This is a genomic window from Pseudomonas sp. RC10 (assembly GCF_038397775.1).
In the GTDB taxonomy this organism is placed as follows: domain Bacteria; phylum Pseudomonadota; class Gammaproteobacteria; order Pseudomonadales; family Pseudomonadaceae; genus Aquipseudomonas; species Aquipseudomonas bambusae.
Genome location: NZ_CP151650.1, coordinates 3,973,416 through 3,989,094 on the forward strand (window position 1 = coordinate 3,973,416; position 15,679 = coordinate 3,989,094).

Annotated in this window: 18 protein-coding genes; 8 read left to right on the forward strand and 10 right to left on the reverse strand. The window is 61.8% G+C overall.

Features of this window, described 5'->3' with window-relative positions:
• Positions 1–387 precede the first annotated feature (387 nt).
• The 4 genes from AAEO81_RS18160 to AAEO81_RS18175 all read left to right on the forward strand — a co-directional run bounded on the left by AAEO81_RS18160 (position 388) and on the right by AAEO81_RS18175 (position 3,805).
• Positions 388–723: a hypothetical protein gene (locus AAEO81_RS18160; protein WP_166597689.1), complete on the forward strand. Its 336-nt coding sequence runs from the start codon at positions 388–390 to the stop codon at positions 721–723.
• 132 nt (positions 724–855) lie between these two features.
• Positions 856–1,419, forward strand: coding sequence for a type 1 glutamine amidotransferase domain-containing protein (locus tag AAEO81_RS18165; protein WP_341958394.1), 564 nt, complete (start codon positions 856–858; stop codon positions 1,417–1,419).
• A 306-nt stretch (positions 1,420–1,725) separates the two neighbouring features.
• Entirely contained in the window at positions 1,726–2,391 is a 666-nt protein-coding gene (locus tag AAEO81_RS18170) for a glycosyltransferase (protein WP_341958395.1), read from the forward strand.
• A gap of 139 nt (positions 2,392–2,530) precedes the next feature.
• On the forward strand, positions 2,531–3,805 hold the full coding sequence (locus tag AAEO81_RS18175; protein WP_341964561.1) for an Nramp family divalent metal transporter: 1,275 nt from the start codon (positions 2,531–2,533) through the stop codon (positions 3,803–3,805).
• A gap of 222 nt (positions 3,806–4,027) precedes the next feature.
• Here the strand turns inward: AAEO81_RS18175 and AAEO81_RS18180 are convergent, their stop codons facing one another.
• The 3 genes from AAEO81_RS18180 to AAEO81_RS18190 form a co-directional block, all read right to left on the reverse strand.
• Entirely contained in the window at positions 4,028–4,519 is a 492-nt protein-coding gene (locus AAEO81_RS18180; RefSeq protein WP_341958396.1) for a copper chaperone PCu(A)C, read from the reverse strand.
• Complete coding sequence (locus AAEO81_RS18185) at positions 4,519–5,127, reverse strand: SCO family protein (RefSeq protein WP_166597684.1); 609 nt, start codon at positions 5,125–5,127, stop codon at positions 4,519–4,521. The genes AAEO81_RS18180 and AAEO81_RS18185 overlap by 1 nt, the downstream gene beginning before the upstream one ends.
• A gap of 112 nt (positions 5,128–5,239) precedes the next feature.
• On the reverse strand, positions 5,240–5,617 hold the full coding sequence (locus AAEO81_RS18190; protein ID WP_341958397.1) for a DUF2946 domain-containing protein: 378 nt from the start codon (positions 5,615–5,617) through the stop codon (positions 5,240–5,242).
• A gap of 295 nt (positions 5,618–5,912) precedes the next feature.
• Between AAEO81_RS18190 and AAEO81_RS18195 the strand changes: the two genes are divergently transcribed.
• The 3 genes from AAEO81_RS18195 to AAEO81_RS18205 are packed head-to-tail and all read left to right on the forward strand — an operon-like array spanning position 5,913 to position 8,241.
• Positions 5,913–6,878 (forward strand): acyl-CoA dehydrogenase family protein, encoded by a 966-nt coding sequence (locus AAEO81_RS18195; protein WP_341964562.1) that lies wholly within the window; start codon positions 5,913–5,915, stop codon positions 6,876–6,878.
• A complete protein-coding gene (locus AAEO81_RS18200; protein ID WP_341958398.1) occupies positions 6,875–7,642 on the forward strand; it encodes a PIG-L family deacetylase in 768 nt (255 codons plus the stop codon). The genes AAEO81_RS18195 and AAEO81_RS18200 overlap by 4 nt, the downstream gene beginning before the upstream one ends.
• On the forward strand, positions 7,639–8,241 hold the full coding sequence (locus AAEO81_RS18205; protein WP_341958399.1) for a class I SAM-dependent methyltransferase: 603 nt from the start codon (positions 7,639–7,641) through the stop codon (positions 8,239–8,241). Before AAEO81_RS18200 ends, AAEO81_RS18205 begins: the two co-directional genes overlap by 4 nt.
• 76 nt (positions 8,242–8,317) lie before the next feature.
• Here the strand turns inward: AAEO81_RS18205 and AAEO81_RS18210 are convergent, their stop codons facing one another.
• From AAEO81_RS18210 to AAEO81_RS18230, 5 genes are all read right to left on the reverse strand, one after another.
• On the reverse strand, positions 8,318–8,998 hold the full coding sequence (locus AAEO81_RS18210) for a GNAT family N-acetyltransferase (RefSeq protein ID WP_341958400.1): 681 nt from the start codon (positions 8,996–8,998) through the stop codon (positions 8,318–8,320).
• Positions 8,999–9,338: 340 nt separating this feature from the next.
• Positions 9,339–10,343 carry a M14 family metallopeptidase gene (locus AAEO81_RS18215; RefSeq protein WP_341958401.1) on the reverse strand — a complete coding sequence of 335 codons (1,005 nt, stop codon included), beginning with the start codon at positions 10,341–10,343 and terminating at the stop codon, positions 9,339–9,341.
• Positions 10,344–10,425: 82 nt separating this feature from the next.
• Positions 10,426–11,736: an MFS transporter gene (locus AAEO81_RS18220; RefSeq protein WP_341958402.1), complete on the reverse strand. Its 1,311-nt coding sequence runs from the start codon at positions 11,734–11,736 to the stop codon at positions 10,426–10,428.
• Positions 11,737–12,223: 487 nt separating this feature from the next.
• On the reverse strand, positions 12,224–13,123 hold the full coding sequence (locus tag AAEO81_RS18225) for a LysR family transcriptional regulator (protein WP_341958403.1): 900 nt from the start codon (positions 13,121–13,123) through the stop codon (positions 12,224–12,226).
• Positions 13,124–13,236: 113 nt separating this feature from the next.
• Entirely contained in the window at positions 13,237–14,142 is a 906-nt protein-coding gene (locus AAEO81_RS18230; protein ID WP_341958404.1) for a LysR family transcriptional regulator, read from the reverse strand.
• Between the two features lie 122 nt (positions 14,143–14,264).
• Between AAEO81_RS18230 and AAEO81_RS18235 the strand changes: the two genes are divergently transcribed.
• Positions 14,265–14,501 carry a carboxymuconolactone decarboxylase family protein gene (locus AAEO81_RS18235; RefSeq protein WP_166597673.1) on the forward strand — a complete coding sequence of 79 codons (237 nt, stop codon included), beginning with the start codon at positions 14,265–14,267 and terminating at the stop codon, positions 14,499–14,501.
• A gap of 53 nt (positions 14,502–14,554) precedes the next feature.
• Here the strand turns inward: AAEO81_RS18235 and AAEO81_RS18240 are convergent, their stop codons facing one another.
• Positions 14,555–14,920: a hypothetical protein gene (locus tag AAEO81_RS18240; protein ID WP_341958405.1), complete on the reverse strand. Its 366-nt coding sequence runs from the start codon at positions 14,918–14,920 to the stop codon at positions 14,555–14,557.
• Positions 14,921–14,945: 25 nt separating this feature from the next.
• Positions 14,946–15,299: a hypothetical protein gene (locus AAEO81_RS18245; protein WP_341958406.1), complete on the reverse strand. Its 354-nt coding sequence runs from the start codon at positions 15,297–15,299 to the stop codon at positions 14,946–14,948.
• Between the last annotated feature and the right edge of the window lie 380 nt (positions 15,300–15,679).

The following is a 15,679-nucleotide window of genomic DNA, read 5'->3' on the forward strand; positions in this document are numbered from 1 at the left end:
GACAGCCTTCAAACCGAGCGCTCACCTCTCACCTGAGTGAGCACTGAAGTGACCATCCGTCCTGCGACTCTTTGTGATGTGCACGTTTCATGACCGCTGGAAACGCTTCTGTTGCCTACCTATCCGCTGCCCAGATCAAGGGCGCGGGGAATATTTACGGGACGCTCTTTTCATTTAGCCGTTTGCTCGTCAACATACGCGGCAACTGATGAAGGGGGCGCTAAACGCTTCAATGAGAATCGATACCGTTCCCCAACTTCTCTCTTTCAAGTCGAGATAAAACAAACACGTGCGAACCCACTTAAAGATCGAAAAATGATATCGGATTGATATTAATTCTCGGCAGTGGCTTCACGTGATCTCACGCTTAGTTTCAGGATGAACTCGATGCGTCATTTACTGCTGACGGCTACGCTGGCCGTGTCGCTTTATGGCTGTGGTTCCACGCCGAACAATCCATCTGTCGATCTGGAAACCACCAAGGCCCCGGCGGACTACGCGCAATGCGTGTTCCCCAAGTGGCAGAAAATCAAACCCGAAACGACGATGACCGAAGGCAAGAACCACTTTAAGTTGCTGGTCTCCAGCAAAGTGTCTCAAGACGACATTCTCGAAGTGTTCAAAGGCAACCCCAACACCCGCGTGTTCTTCTATCAACGGGCACCCCTCTCTGCCGCGTTCGGTCGCAGCGCGCTGGAAAAAGCCGCTCGGGAATGTTTGTGAGTCCAGCCTGACCCTCCAATGGCGCGAATGGCCGACGGTGCAATCAGGCTGAACTTTCGTTTTTGCAATTCCCTCTGAGAACCGACACGTCCGATTTATCGGGCACGGTATCCACTGGGAGGCATCACCACCATGAGCACCACACTGAACGGCAAGAAAGTCCTGATCATCACCGCCAACACCGGGATCGAGCGCGACGAGTTGCTCAAACCGCTGGAGGCGTTGAAAGGCATGGGGGCAACTGTGACTCACGCGACCATCAAGGGCGGCGCCGCCCAGACGTTCCTGCACGACACCGAGAAAGACACCAGCGTCACCTCGGACGCCCGCCTGGCGGGCTTGTCCGTTGATCAATTCGATGCGCTGATCATCCCGGGCGGCACCGTCAACGCCGACACCCTGCGTCAGGACGCCGATGCCCAGCGTCTGGTCAAGGCCTTCGCTGATGCGGGCAAACTCATTGCCGCGATCTGCCACGGCCCATGGCTGCTGATCGATGCCGGGGTTGTGGAAGGCAAGACGCTCACCTCCTATCCTAGCGTGCGCACTGACCTGCTCAACGCCAAGGCGGCAGTCTGGGTCGATGCCGAGGTCAAGCAATGCGGCGCCAATGGCTGGACGCTGATCACCTCGCGCACACCGGATGACCTGCCTGCCTTCAACGAGGCCATCGGCAAGGCGCTGCTTGCAGCATGAAGCCAGTGGCGTAGCCCGAAAGCAAGACGCACCGACGCCGCTTTCATAGCGGCGTCGGTGCGTCTGGAAGAGGAGTAACCCCAGCGGAAGACAGCGACGTACAGTCCGCCAGGGGAGTCTCGCACTCACGGGGTAGGAACTGCTGTTGGCCGACTAATTCAATCTTTCTTCATTTATAGGGCCAAAATTTCTCGTTTACGACAGCCTGTCTTCGAAAACGAAAATACTTGCAACTCTTGTCCAAACAATCACGTCGACATCGAAAGGCCAACGCGATCACCGCGGGTGCCCTGACGAGAATCGCCCATGATTGGAATCATTGTCCCCGCACACAACGAAGAGCTGTATCTGGATGACTGCATCAAATCGCTGATCGCCGCTGCCGGTCATGAAGACCTGGGCGGCGAGGCGGTCGAGATTCTGATCGTCCTCGACGACTGTTCCGACAGTTCGGCGCAGATTGCACGCGCCCATGGCGTACACACCCATCCGTGCAACCACCGCAACGTCGGCATGACCCGCGCAGCAGGCGCCCGGCGCATGCTGGACCGAGGCGCGCGCTGGCTCGCGTTCACAGACGCCGATACTGTTGTGCCGTACGCGTGGCTGGCGGAGCAAATCGCGTTCGGCGCTGACGCAGTCTGCGGCATCGTGCAGGTGGACGATTGGTCCGAACACACACCGCAGGTGCGTGAGCGATACGACGCGCTTTATCGCCCGGTGGATGATCACCGTCACATCCACGGCGCGAATCTGGGCGTGTCTTCCGACGCCTACCTCCGAGCCGGAGGATTCAAGGCGCTGGCCGCCCATGAAGACGTGCATTTGGTCGCGGACCTCGAACGCATCGGCGCTCGCATCGTCTGGACCGCGCGTAACAGCGTGACCACCAGCGCCCGTAAGCACTGTCGATGCAAGGAAGGCTTCGGCGATTACCTGAATTCACTGGCGACTCAAACGTTATTAGGCTAACCCTCATAACGCATGCCGCCAGAATGCTCCGTTCGGCGCCTACCCTCGCATGCGCAGAACCCAGACCTCGGCGGGACCGCAATCGATGCAACCCTTGAAAAACCGGGCGAACCCCGGTGGTGACACACTGGGCGGCGGCATGCCCAGTGCCAGTGTCGCCCTGCCAAAATCGGGTAACTGGTTCAAACGACTGTTGGCGTTTACCGGGCCGGGCTACATGGTCGCGGTGGGCTATATGGACCCCGGCAACTGGGCGACGGACTTGGCCGGTGGCTCGCAGTTCGGCTATCTGCTGCTCTCCGTCATCCTCTTGTCCAACCTCATGGCCATCGTCCTGCAAGCGCTGTCGGCTCGGCTGGGCATCGCCACCGGCTGGGACCTGGCGCGTGCCTGCCGCGAACGCTACAGCCGTCCGGTGTGCATCGCCCTGTGGCTGGCCTGTGAAATTGCGATCATCGCTTGCGACCTGGCCGAAGTCATCGGCACCGCCATCGCTTTGAATTTGTTGTTCGGCATTCCGCTGGTGTGGGGCGCGGTGATTTCGGCCATCGACGTGTTTCTGATCTTCCTGTTGATGGGCAAAGGCTTCCGGGCGCTGGAAGCGTTCGTCATTGCCCTGCTTCTAATCATCTTCGGCTGCTTTGCGATACAGATGGTGCTGGCCCGCCCTGACATGGCGGAATTGTTCGCCGGGTTCATTCCCAAGGCGGAAATCGTCACCAACCCCGCCGCGCTGTACCTGGCCATCGGGATCATCGGTGCCACCGTGATGCCCCATAACCTGTACCTGCACTCCTCCATCGTGCAGACCCGCGCCTACCCGCGCACCGACGAAGGTCGTCGTATCGGCCTGCGCTGGTCGGTCACAGACAGCACCATCGCCCTGACCCTGGCGCTGTTTGTCAACGCTGCGATCCTGATCACGGCGGCCACGGTGTTTCACAAGGCGGGCAAGACCGACGTCGTGGAAATCGAGCAGGCCTACCATTTGCTGTCGCCCATGCTCGGTGTCGGCATCGCGTCAGCGCTGTTCGCCATCGCGCTGCTGGCGTCGGGGATCAACTCCACGGTGACCGCGACCCTCGCCGGACAGATCGTCATGGAAGGCTTTCTGAAGCTGAAGTTACCGGGCTGGGTGCGACGCTTGTTGACCCGAGGGCTGGCGATCATTCCGGTGATCGTCGTGACCAGTATTTACGGCTCGGAAGGCACGGCGAAGCTGCTGGTCTTGAGCCAGGTGATCCTGTCGATGCAACTGCCGTTCGCCATCGTGCCGCTGGTGCGATTCGTCTCCAACCGCAAGCTGATGGGCAATCTGGTGGCCGGGCCGCTGCTGACATCGGTGGCGTGGGTGATCGCTTTGCTGATCATCGGTCTGAACGGCGTGTTGCTGGTGGGGATGTTTGGGGACTGAAACGCACCCGTAGGAGCCGGCTTGCTGGCGAACGCGGTGGGTCAGTGATCAATGAGGCGACTGACCCACCGCGTTCGCCAGCGAGCCGGCTCCTACAGTGGCTGCAACGGTCACCACATCTGAAAACGCCACAATCCTCGTGGGAGACGCCGGGGGGTTACGACGGCCGCGAACGAATTGACCGGCAAGCGCCGGCCATTGGGGCCGGCGCGCTCCCTCAGATCAATGGCTGTCGCCGTGGTCGTGGCCCATGTCCATGCTCTCGGCCATCGATTTCGCCGGGGCATCGACCTCTACAGTCTCGCGCTCGCCCTTGGCGTTTTCGATGGTGAGCGTCAGCGGCACGTGGTCCCCTTCCTTGATCTGCCCCACCAGCCCCATGAGCATGACGTGGTAGCCGTTCGGCTCCAGCGCCACGGTCTTGCCCGCTGGCAGCGGCACCGAGTCCACGGGCCCCATGCGCATGACGTCGTTGGTCATGCTCATCTCGTGGACTTGCACGTGAGTGGCTGCCGGTGACGCGACGCTCAACAGCTTGCTGTCGCTGTCTGCCGTGATGCGCATGAACGCGCCGGAGGACGGCTGGCCCGGCACGCTGGTGCGGACCCATGCGTCTTCTACCTTGGTTTCTGCCACCGCCGACAGACTGATGCCCGCCAGCAAAGAGACGGCGAGCACGCGGCGCAGGGCCGGAATACGAAACAGAGCGGTCATCAGCAGACCTCCATGACAGTGAGCAAGTCTTCGGCGCATTGCTTGGCGGTCAGCGAAGGACCGAGGCCCAGGCGCAAATTGCCTCGGGTGTCGAACACGTAACTGGTGGCGGAATGGGACATGGTGTACGTGTCGCCAATCGGCACCTTTTCATAGAACACGCCGAATTCCTTGGCTACCTGCTGCGTTTGCTCCAGCGTGCCGCGCAAGGCGACGAAGCTCGGGTCGAACTGCTTGACGTAAGCGTCGAGGATTTCCGGGGTGTCCCGTTCAGGGTCGATGCTGATGAAGATCACCTGCATGATCTTGCCTTCCTCGCCCATCATCTTCTTGGCCTGAGCCGCTCGGGCCAGGGCCGTTGGACAGACCGACGGGCACTGGGTAAAGCCGAAGAACACCACCGGCATCAGCCCGCGAAAGCTGGACAGGGTCTTGGTTTCGCCCTGGGTGTCGGTGAGCTTGAAGGTACGGCCCATGATCTTGTTGCTCAGGTCCTTGCCGTACTTGAAATCCAGGGCGGTGGTCGAACCGTCGCAGCCCGCGAGCAGGCCCAGGCCCAGAATGCCCATGCCGGTCATCACCTGACGGCGGGTCAATAAATCATTCATCTGACGAACTCTCTGAAGCGGCCAGCGTTGGCGCCAGCCGTTGATCGCCCTCTGCGAATGCCTGTCGGCATAAAGGGCGACACCCATCGGTACGCGAGTATGGCACGCCGGTTCAGGGTGCCTGAGGCGACAATCCGGGGAGGCAATGTCGGGGTGGTTTGCGCAGCAGGTAATCGGAACGGGGGATGAGCTTGCGCCGGCTGCGCGCCATCCAGCCGAGGCCAATGAAAAACACCAGCGACAGCGCCAGCGTGCCCGCAAAGGCGCAGTCGGCCATGGACAGCTTCATGAGTTGGGCATGCTCGCCCATCTGCGCCATGTCCATGTGCCCGGACAGATCGTGTTGCTCGCTGCAGTCCATGCCGGGATTCGTCTGATTGAACGCCCGCAGCATCTGGCCGTGGCTCAGGCTGCACACAAGCCCACTGAACAGGATGAAGCCATACAGCATCCAGGCAATGAGCGATTGATGGGTTCGGACGAATTTCATGGGGCGCCATTCTACATCGTTGCCCCCGCACACACGTTTCGGCGCCGGACTGTCGGGTGCGACAAAACCGCGCAGGCCCTGAAGAACTCGCCGCACACCGCCGCGCGCACGGCGACGGACCCGCCAAAGCCCGCAAATTGTTTGAACCCCCAGCCGCCCGGAGTGCCGAATCCCATACGCAGCCTGCGCAGAACGTGCCGGCCAGAATAACAACGGGAGCACGCAACCCATGGGCCATGACGCACAAGGCATTGACGCGGTGCTGGCGGATTTCGCCCGCCGTCCCAATGTGCCGATGATCGATGACCACCTGCGCGAGGCCATGACGCTGTGCATCGAGCGCGGGCTGGATCGCCTGCCGATGCCCGGCAGCGGGCAGACCCTCCTGCGCTGGCAGCACCTGGCGGCGGTCGGCGGCATCGATCTGTCGCTGCTCAAGCTGTACGAAGGTCACACCGATGCGTTGGCCATCTTGCAGGAACTGGCGTGCGCACCGTTTACCGAGCCGGGCATCTGGGGCGTGTGGGCCGCTGAGCCGCCCTCGGCGCGAGTCGGGGTCAGTGCACGGAATGGCGAAGAGGTTCGCCTGAATGGCCGCAAAGCCTGGTGTTCCGGCGCGCAGCAGATTGATTACGCGCTGATCACCGCCTGGACCGCGGATGACCAGCCGCAACTGGTGGCCGTCCGACTCGATCAGCCCGGCATCACCATCGACGCGCAAGCCTGGCAGGCGGTTGGCATGGCCACCACCGCCAGTGTGGATGTGCATTTCGACAACGCTGTCGGGCATTGCGTCGGTGAGTCTGGCGCCTACCTATCGCGCCCCGGCTTCTGGCAAGGAGGCGCTGGCATCGCCGCTGCGTGGTATGGCGCCGCGGCCTCCCTCGCACGTTCGCTTCATAGACAGCGGCAACAGGGTCGACCCGATCCCCATGCAGATGCGCACCTTGGCTCGGTAGATGCCGCGCTGCATGGGGCATCGGCAGCATTGCGCGCTTGCGCGGCGTGGATCGACGCCGACCCTGCAGCTGACGCGCGTCTGCCGGTGCAACGGGTGCGGGCACAGGTCGAGATGGCGGTCGAGCACGTCTGTCGGCATGTGGGCCGCGCACTGGGGGCGACGCCGTTCTGTCGTGATCCGCAGTTCGCCCGTCTGGCCGTGGACCTGCCGGTGTTCATTCGTCAAAGCCATGCCGAGCGGGATCTGGCGCAACTGGGCGAACTGATCGCCGCACGGGAAACGGAGGATTGGTCGTTATGAGTCAGGCGCAACCTTTTGGCGTCGCGGGCACGCCCTTGAGCCAATGGCAAGACAGCACCGCTTTGCGCGGCGCCCAGGCCATCAGCCTCGAAGCGCTGGTACCGCCGGGTTCACGGCTGGTGGTACTGGCTCCTCACCCGGACGATGAAGTGCTGGCCTGCGGCGGGTTGCTGGCGGCGATGGCGATGGCCGGTCGGGAGCAGGAGATTCAGCTGATTTCGGTGACGGATGGCGAAGGCAGCCACCCAGGTTCATCGCAGTGGCCGCAGGCGCGGCTTCGCGCGCAGCGTCGTCTGGAAAGCGAGTACGCGGTCGCCGCGCTGGGCCTTGATGTGTCTCGCCTGAGTTGGCATCGCCTGAGCCTCGTCGATGGCGGCGTGGCCGAAGGCTCCGAAGCGTTAATCGCGCTGCTGAGCGAGGACTTGCGCCCCAGCGACGTGTTGCTCAGCACCTGGCGCCACGACGGCCACTGCGATCACGAAGCCGTCGGCCATTGCGCTGCCCAAGCCGCCGCCAGCACCGGCGCAACGCTGGTGGAAGTACCGATCTGGGCCTGGCACTGGGCCGAACCCAATGACCCGCGCATTCCGTGGGATCAGGCGCGCAAGCTGATGCTCAGCGACGAACAGTTGGCGCGCAAACGCCGAGCCATCAGCTCACACGCCAGCCAGCTGCAAACCGACACCAGCACCGGCGCGTCGCCCGTGCTGGACACTGTGACCCTGGACCGTCTGCTCCAGCCCTTCGAACTGGTGTTTCTGTGAGCCTGCCTGCCGATTACTTCGATGAACTGTTTGCCGACAGCGATGACCCGTGGGCCTTTCGCACCCGCTGGTACGAACAGCGCAAGCGCGACCTGACCCTCGCCGCCCTGCCCCGTCAGCGCTATGAGCGGATTTTTGAGCCGGGCTGCGCCAATGGCGAGCTGAGCCTGCGTCTGGCCGAGCGATGCGACGAGCTGGTGTGCATGGACATGAGCGCCCGGGCGGTGGAATTGGCGCGTAAACGCTTGAAGCCCTTCGCTCGCTCGACGGTGATCGAAGGGTGCCTGCCGGAGGATTGGCCCGAGGGAACGTTCGATCTGATCGTTGTCAGCGAGTGGGCGTATTACCTGGCGCCTGCGTTGTTTGTGCAAGTCATCGAAAAGATCGTTGCCCATCTCACGCCGAATGGCACCGTGCTGGCCTGTCATTGGCTGCACCCCATCGACGGTTGCCCGATGGAGGGTCGCGAGGCCCATGGTCTGCTTGATCAGCACCTGAAGATGCCACGCACATTGCAGCATGAAGAGCAGGATTTTTTGCTGGAGATGTGGAGCCAGCAGCCAGGCGGGATTGATCTGGATGAGCAGGTGCGGCCGTAGCCTCACGGTTGGCTGGCGATGGGGTCTTCGAGATCGCTACGCTGGCAAGCCAGGCTGCTACGCAAGCACCCGCGTATCAGGCCAGTCGCTCCTGCACAAACACCCGCGCCTGCCGCGTCATCTGGTCCAACTGCCGGTCGCGCTGTTTCTCGGCGTCGGTCATCGCCCGTTTCCCGTGCTGTTTCAGCAAATAAGCATGGATCTGCCGCACCTCGACAGATTGGTAGATCGGCATTGTGTCGATCACGCCCAGCAGGCCTTCGGTCTGATGATCGCGGGTGTTCATCAGCACTTGCGGGCCGCGTGCGCCCAGCACCTGGAACCCCATCGCTTCGAAATACGGCACCTTCCCGACGAAACACGCGAGTTCGGCGTGGGGGTAGCGCGCCAGCATTTTCTGCACCATGCCACGGGCAATGCCGTGACGGCGCTGATCGGCCTTCACCGCCATGTACGCCACCGAACAGGCGTCGGCATCGCCCTGCACCGGGAGGTACAGCAGGAAGCCCGACACGACTGACGGATCTTCGTCGTCCAGCGCCACGATCAGTTCGACGGGAAAGCCACGGGAACCGTCCATGGCCTGCAAATATTGATGCACCTCATGCCCCACCCCGAATTGATACAGCGGATACAGCGGGTTGCTCGGCGCGATGCCGACCATGCTGATGTCAGTAACGTAATCGACCACCATCTGCATGATCTGGCTGTCGATGGATTCGGGCGGTGTATTTTCGAGGCGTGTCAGGGTGAACATGGCGATCCTGGGTCAGGGTGAAGGCTGCGCGGCGATGGCGTTCAAACGCCGAACTCGCGCATCATACCCGTTCTGGACTCAGACCTCGCCTGGCGCCTTTTCAGGTTTCGTCAGCGTCTGAGCGAACCCTTTCAAAGAATTCAGCCCTGATCGACTGGCGAACGCCAAACAACCTGTGGGAGCGAATTCATTCGCGAATCTCCGGGACAGGCGACACATCTCCTCCGTCTGAAATGCCGCCTTCGCGAATGAATTCGCTCCTACAGGTTGAGTCGGCGTCAGACCGCAGATGTCGCGGTGTGACGCTTCCACAGGTTTGAAGATCCGTCCGCGATGGGACTCAGAACGACAATTGGCGCGGGTTGACGTCCAGGATCCTGGCCAACCGCACCACGGTCACGCCCACGCCGAGGTGGCGCAGCGACGGTTGCACCAGCACGCAGTGGTCGTAGGGAGTGTCGATGGGGGTGTGGCCGTCGTGGGCGATCACGGTCCCGGCCTTTTCGATGACTTCCAGTCCCCGAAAATCCTCGACGAACGAGAAGTCCATGCTGCGGGCGACCACCGGGCTGGTGACTTCCAAAAAGCGTTGCGGCTGTGAGGCAGCCGGGCGAATGAACTCCGCGACGTCCTCCTCCTTCACCGCCCCCGTCGTCACCAGAAAACGCGCTGCGGTGTCCAGCGCCACCTCCCGGCTGCGTCGGGAAAAATGCTGCCCGGTCTCGATCAACAACGCGTTCTTCGCGCTGGCCGGGTCGTCAAACCCGCCAAAATCACGCAGGCGACGGCCATTGGCGTGCCCTGCATCCACCACCACGGTTTGCGGCACGCCCAAGGTCGCCGCGAAATCCAGACCCTTGGATTGCGCGCCGCACATCATCACCGGCGGCGCTTCTTCGTGCATCGAGTGAATGTCGAGCAACAGATCGACCGTCTCCACCACCGGGCGCAACTGCCGCGCCCGGCGCAGTTCAACGGAGTCCAGATCGCCGTCCAGTTTGTCCGTCAGCCAGACCCGGTTCATGTCCTCATCCAGATAGCGGGTCGCGTCGATGTTCTGCGGATCGAAGCGGTGGTACGCCTCGACATTGCCGAACGCCAATGTCAGGCGCCCACGCACCGGGCGCAGTTCACGCTTCAAAAACGCGTCCACGGTGATCGCCCCACTGACTTCGTTGCCATGGGTCAGGGCCATGATCATCACGTGGGGGCCGGGCACGCCGCTGTCGAAACTGTGCACGTACTCCACGCCTTCCGTGCCGGTCTGCCAACGGCGGATGTCCGGAAATTCGACTTCGATGGGGTACGGTTTCAAGGCGGCGCGGACTTGCTCAAGGGTTTTCATTTCAGTCTCCAGCAGACAATGGCATACGCGGGCCGGGGCTCATTCGAGGCGCGGCAACAGGTGCTTCGTTGAAAGGATTGGATCAGGCAGGCGCGCTGTTTCGCATGCGCCGCCCCAGCAGAATCACGGCGATGACGCTGACCAGCGAGGTGGCGACCACGTAGAAACTCGGGGCCAGCTTGCTGCCGGTGGCGTCGATCATCCAGGTCACGATCAGCGGCGCAAAACCACCGAACAGCGTCACCGAAAAGTTGTAGCTCAGCGCCAGGCCAGTGCCCCGGGTGCGGGTCGGGAAGATGTCGGCGAGCATCGCGGGAATCGGCCCCAGGCACGCGGCGATCAAAATGCCCACCACCGCCTGCACCATCAGCAACGTCGAGACGCTGGGGAAGTGATTGAGCCAGACGAACATCGGATAGGACGACAGGCCGGTGATCAGCAACGCGAGGGTCAGCACCCGGAAGCGGCCGTAACGGTCGGACAGGCTGCCAAACACCGGCGCCATGATCATCAGCGTGATGCCGGTGACCAACGCACCCAGGTACGACGACGTGGCCGCGATGTTCAGTTGTTTCAGAGCGTAGGTCGGCATGTACAGCTTGTGCACGTAGTTGAACGCCGTAGCGCCCGCGACCACGCCGATGGCCAGCAACAGGCTGACGCGGCCCTTGATCAGCACATTCCGAAGTGGGGTTTTCTCTTCCACCTTGGCGGCGACTTTCTGAAAATCCGGTGTCTCTTCGATCTGGCTGCGGATGTAGAAACCCACCGGCCCGATGAGCAGCCCGACACCGAACGCCACGCGCCAGCCCCAATCGCTCAGCTGTGCGTCGGTCAGCACATAGCTCAGCAAGGCGCTGACGCCCGCGGCCAGTACGGTTGCCAGCCCTTGGGTGGAAAGCTGCCAACTGGCGAAAAACCCACGGCGGCTGGCGTCGGCGTGTTCGACCATGAACGCCGTCGCCGCGCCAAATTCGCCCCCAGTGGAGAAGCCCTGAAGCATGCGGGCGACGATGATCAGCAAGGGCGCGGCGAGGCCAATCTGCTGGTACGAGGGGGTGAAGGTGATCAAGGCCGTGCCGATCAGCATGATCAGAATCGAAAGGGTCAGCGAGGCCTTGCGCCCTGCCCGGTCGGCATAGGAGCCCAACACGATGGCGCCAAGTGGGCGCATCAGGAACGAAATCCCGAAGGAGCCGACGGCCAATAGCAATGAGGTGGTTTCGTTGTCCGAGGGGAAGAACAGCTTGCCGATGACCACGGCGAAATAGCCGTAGATCAGCAAGTCGTAGAACTCCAGTGCATTGCCGAAGCTGGCGGCGACGATCTCTTTCCACGGGCCTCGTCGGGCGGTGGCCGGGGCGGCGCTCACGGTTGATGAATGAGGGGTCATGAAGAATGGCTTCCGGGTCTGTTTCACAGTGGGCAATCACGTTCGCGAGCCATGGCGGGCGAACTCGACGGCAGTCTTTTTTATTGGGTGAAAACAACCGGACAGTGACTGAAGGTCTTCGCCTCCATGACTGCCCGGCCCGGTGTAAAGGTGGATCAGGTCAGCGGGTTGGACAATTGCTGTTTGGGCACAGGGTTGAGCTTATTCGGCACAGGGGCGTGGGGATGGGCGTTTGACCGCGGGGCGATGCGTTGATTATTTGCCGACTGCCCATAAACGGTGCGGTAGAACTGGGTCTGTAGCGGCACGTGTCCGGCTCAGACTCCGCAACACAGATGAACCTCTGTGGGAGCGAATTCATTCGCGAATCGTCGGGACAGGCGACGCATCGTCTTCGTCTGAACTACCGCTTTCGCGAATGAATTTGCTCCCACAGGTTGTGGCCCGAGTCAGGTGGCACATTCGCGGTGACCTGAAGGCCAAGCAATCAATCCGGGGCCAACCCCTCCCAAATGCGCATCACCCGTTCGCTGCGATTGGCGCGCAAGCGGTGCAGCGAGATGTCGAAACCGATCTGCATTTCCAGCCCGCCCGCGATCACCAACTCCCCCGCTGCCAGCGCCTCTTTGACCACCATGCGCGGCAGCCAGGCCAGGCCACTGCCGCGCTTGGCCATTTCCAGAATGGCCTCGTAGGAGTCCGCTTGATAGATCATGCGCAACGCCAGCCGGTGGGGCAGCCGCGCCAGATGCTGGGCCAACACGCCGCGCAAGGACAATGTCGGGGAAAACCCCAGCCACGGAATGCTCGACACATCACTGCTGGCGTCGATCAGAAACAGCGCTTGCCCCTGAGCATCCGGCGCGCTGACCGGGAGCAATTCTTCCCGGGCCAGCACCCGTGAATCGAAGCGTTCGCTGTCGATCAGAATACGCGTCAGCGGGCTTGAAAAAATCAACTGCAAGTCCACCTCTCCGGCGCTTAATTTGGTGATCGCTTCCTGCGCTCCGCCCGTCACCAACGACACCGGAAATACGCCGAACTGCGCATGCAGCGACTGATACCAGTCCGGAAAAAACACGCTGGCCAAGGTGCGGCCCGTGGCGATGCGCAGCGGCTCGTCGCGGTTCATGCCGAGGTTCTGAAATTGCGCGCGGGCGGCCAGCAGCAGCTCCATCGATTGCGTCGCGGCGTCGAGAAACAGCAAGCCGGCCGGGGTCAGCGACAGCGGCTGTTTGCGCTCCACCAACGGCACACCGACCCAGTCCTCCAGTGCACGAATTCGTCGCCCGAACGCTGGGTGGGTCACGCAACGATTTTCGGCTGCCCGGGACAAGCTGCGGGTCCGCGCCAGCTCAATGAAATCTTCCAGCCATTCCAGTTGCATCGAGTGTCCTGTTCAGCGTTGTCGGCAGATGAAGCATTTGCGCACAAGCGCCCGCCGTTGTCATGGGGGCCGCGAAAAAACACAGGGGGGGGCGATCCGCCCGACGCTGCGCCTTAGGTGAGCCGCGTCGATGCCCAAGCCCGCACGGCGTCGGCGAACAACCGCAAGGCCATGGGCGGGTGCCGGTTCGCCGGGTAGTACAAGCAGGTGCCGGGATAGACCGGACCCCACTCGGGCAGAAGATGCACCAGCCTGCCCGCTTGCAGATGCTCTTCAATTTGACCCAGCGGCAACCAGGCAATCGCGACGCCCGACAGCGCCGCCTCGATCATCACGTTGACGTTGTCCATGGTCAGCGGGCCATCGACGTCGACGCTCGCGCTCTGCCCCAGGTATTCGAAATCCCAGCGAAACAGCGCCCCGCTGGCAAACTTGAAACGGACGCAGCGGTGTTGCTTGAGGTCATGGGGCACATCGGGCGCGGGGTGGTGCTGCAAATATTCGGGCGACGCCACCGCACCAAAATGCACATCGGCGCCAAACCTCACGGCGATCATGTCCTTGGGCACGTCTTCGAACACCCGGACACCGGCATCGAACCCCTCGCCGACGATGTCCACGAAACGGCTGTCCGCCACGAACTCGATGTGGATCTGCGGATAGGTTCGCAGGAAATCCGGCACCACATGGCGCACCAACAGCTTGATCGACGACTCCGAAGCACTGATGCGAATAGACCCCGACGGGGTGTTGCGCGCCGAGGTGACTTCGTTGACCACGTTGGTGAGGTCAGCGAGCAGTGGCCGCACCCCTTGCAACAGTTGCTCCCCCGCTTCGGTCAGGGCCACCGACCGGGTGGTGCGGTTGAACAGGCGCATCTCCAGCCGCGCCTCCAGGTTGCGCATCGAGTGGCTCAAGGCCGAGGGCGAAACCCCGAGCACCCGCGCTGCCCCGCTGAAACTCTGCTGTTCGGCGATGGCAATGAAAGCCGTCAATTCGGGCAAATCGGCGCGGATCACTTGTGAATTCCCCTCAGCGAGTCATGCAACGGTTGGCGAATTGTTGAGAAGCGTACAGGAATATAAGGTAGGTTGATCGTCACTGAGGAGTCGCACCATGCAACAGCGCACATTGGGCAACAGTGGCCAGACCGCGCTCCGACCTGATACCCAAGGACCGCAGCCCGATCACTGTTGCCGCGCTGATCACCCAGAAGCAGCCGGTGAAACTGACCTTCCACCTCAACCGCGCCATGGTCAACGGCCTGCCCCGTGAACAGGCCGCGGAATGGGTGACCCACTTGGCGTTTTACTTCGGCTGGCCGAAAGCGATGTCAGCTGTGCCGGTGCTCAAGGAGGTCTTCACGTCGCGCGGGTGACGGGCCAACACTCAAATTATCGACCCCTCTCCTTCGCCCCCCCACGACGAGAGTCAGAGACGAAATCCTTTCCAACTGAGCCATGCCCAATGGGCTGCAACAGGGATGCAGGACGCAGGCAGCCAGTAGATCGAAGGTGCCAACACCGCAACGCCCCCACCGTAACCGATCAATACGACCAACGCAGTCGCCAACGCCAGTCCCCACCACACTGCCTTTCCGGGCCGGTCCCACTGACCGGCAAACCTGTGATGAAGTACCAGCAGGGCGCCCAGTCCCCACCAACCGATGATCATCATGATCATGACGGGAGGAGCGAAGACGGCGACAACCGTAAAAATGGCTGTAAAGACCATGTTGGGCCAGACGATGAGGTACAGAGACAGCTTGACCACTGCCCCATGAAAGGATGACCTCATCTCCCCCGATACGTCTTGCACAGACTTAACCAAGCGCCGCCCTTGCGCGCGCCTCGGAGATGGGCCTCAGGACAGGGTCCGAGTCCTGGACAAGGATGTACACCCACCAGCGATCAGGCGGGCTGCGCAAAATCAGGTGCACCGTGAAGGGACGTCCATGCGATCCGGTCACGCCGGGAATGGTGCTGTCCCGAAGTATTTCCACTTCGCGTATCCCGTGTTGTTCCAGGACACTCCGGAACAGTGGGTCGTTGCGCTGATGAAGCAGATGGATTTCGGTGCGGGTCGCCTGTTTGAGAGCAGCGACCACAGCCCACCCGCCGAGGGTGAGCAACAGAATGATCCAGCGGTAGTCGTAGAGCCCGTGCAAAACTTCCATGTTCTTTCTTATCGAGAGGACGTCAGGGTGACGGGCGTAGTTGCAAACGCCCGCCTTGGCAGAGAGAAAGCGATGGCACGGAGTATCGAACAATGTGTCTCCCCTGAAAAGTCTCACGCACTGAGTCGGTCTGCGCAACGCACGCCCACATCACGAGGCGTTGGGCAAAATCCTTCTTTGTAGCCTTCTGGCTGGTCGGCGGCAGCGTGTCGAAATCCGACGCCGCCAACGTGCAGGCCGGCGCCGTAATATCAGCCTCTCTTCATGACCTGCGACGATAGTCGCCATCGCTAAAGTGGATTAACCAGTTGGTACATGAATATGTTTTCATGTCGCCCGCTTGTGAACGGCCCCTCCGCGCGTGCCCTTTCTGCCGCCCT